At 59.3% G+C, this 1,520-nt stretch carries 2 protein-coding genes; both read left to right on the plus strand.

Translation table 11 applies throughout. The features are described from left to right. On the plus strand, positions 1-1,142 hold a 1,142-nt coding region (locus AC097P_RS23790), incomplete at its 5' end, for an Ig-like domain-containing protein (protein ID WP_479612903.1). Positions 1,143-1,187: 45 nt separating this feature from the next. Continuing rightward, the coding region (locus AC097P_RS23795; RefSeq protein ID WP_479612904.1) for an Ig-like domain-containing protein at positions 1,188-1,520 on the plus strand (333 nt) is incomplete at its 3' end.

Below are 1,520 nucleotides of genomic sequence, written 5' to 3' on the forward strand. Positions count from 1 at the left end.
TCGACTTCATCCGCGACAGCCAAGGCCGCATCACCCGCGTGACCGGCCCAGGCGACACTGCCCAAGCAGACGCCAAGACATTTGTCTACCGCTATGACGCAAAAGACAGGTTAATCCTAGCGCGCAATGTGAGCGCCAATGACATGGGCACGCCCTACGGCTACGACGCCGCAGGCAAACCCTTTGCCGACACCATCACCGCCAACCTGGGCGTTGCCGTCAATTGGGTAAGTGGAACCGCCAACCTGTGGTCTGGCGCGCTGCTAGCCAACCAAACCACCACACTGGCCTTTGCCGTGCGTGAGAGCGAGCTGGCGTCTAGTATCAAGGTGCCGGGCATAGCCTCGTCTAGCAACACCGCTGGTACACAGGGTGCAGTCATCATCGCGATTGAATCGCAGTTCAGCGACGAAGAAACCACGCTAGAAGTAACCGGCGCCACGGTGCTGGGCAGCACCTATATCAACGGTGTGCACACCACACTTGTGCGGGTGACCGAGGCTGGCCTCAAGCTGATTCGCCTGTTAGGCACAGGCCTTAACAACAGTACCGCCCAAATCCGCGTCTCCATCGCTGGCGACATGAACCGCGACGGCGTGGTCAACGCCCTGGACAGTTCTGCCTGGGTGCAGGCTGCCACCAGCAGTGCGGTTGCGGGCGATTTGAATGGCGACGGCGCTGTGAACGCCACCGACCGCCAGGTGCTGTACGCCAACTATGGCTTCAAGACCAATCAGGCGCCGGTGGCTGCTACCACTCTGCCACTGGGCAAGACGCATACCGACTTGGCGACCAACCTGGCCTTGAGCGCCGCGGCGCAAGACCTGGAGGGTGACCAAGTGTTGTGGCAGGTTCTGACCGCAACCCACGGCTCAGCGAAGTTGAGTGGGGACGGGCAGACTTTGCTGTTTACGCCGGATGCGGGGTACAGCGGGTTGGCTACGGTGATGGTGCAGGCCGATGATGGGTTTGCGGCAAGTGCGCCTATTGAACTCACTGTGAATGTGAGTGGCTCTAGACTTATTGCCATTCACATTGCGCGGGTTGCAACGCTCAAGACAGGTGCGTCCATGTATATGAACGTCACAGGCGATTTTGAAGATGAGCAAGGCGTAGCGCTCCAAGGCAGTTACCTCTCCTAAAATTCCAGCCATACAAGTGCCCTCTGCATTCGCGAGGATGGATTCGTGCGCGGGCTGGACCGTGGCCAGGCAATCGCGAAGGTGGCAGCTCGCGGCATTGAGGGCGTGAATGTCTTTACCGTAGACGTTGCCCCCGTATCCCCGGAGCTAGACAACTTTGGAGACGAACTGCATTTATATCCGCGCGCGGTGACCCTAGCCCTCGCAAGTCAGCGGCAGCTCAAAGTCAACTTGCCCAATGGCATTGCAGTCAACGCCGCCGCCAGCGGTACTCAGTACTTCATCAGCGACTCCCGTATTGCTGAAATCACACCGGATGGACTCATCCAAGCCAAAGCGCCCGGCACGGCACAAGTCACGATAGTGCATGGAGGCAGC

The organism is Rhodoferax sp. ZS1R8 (assembly GCF_056521325.1).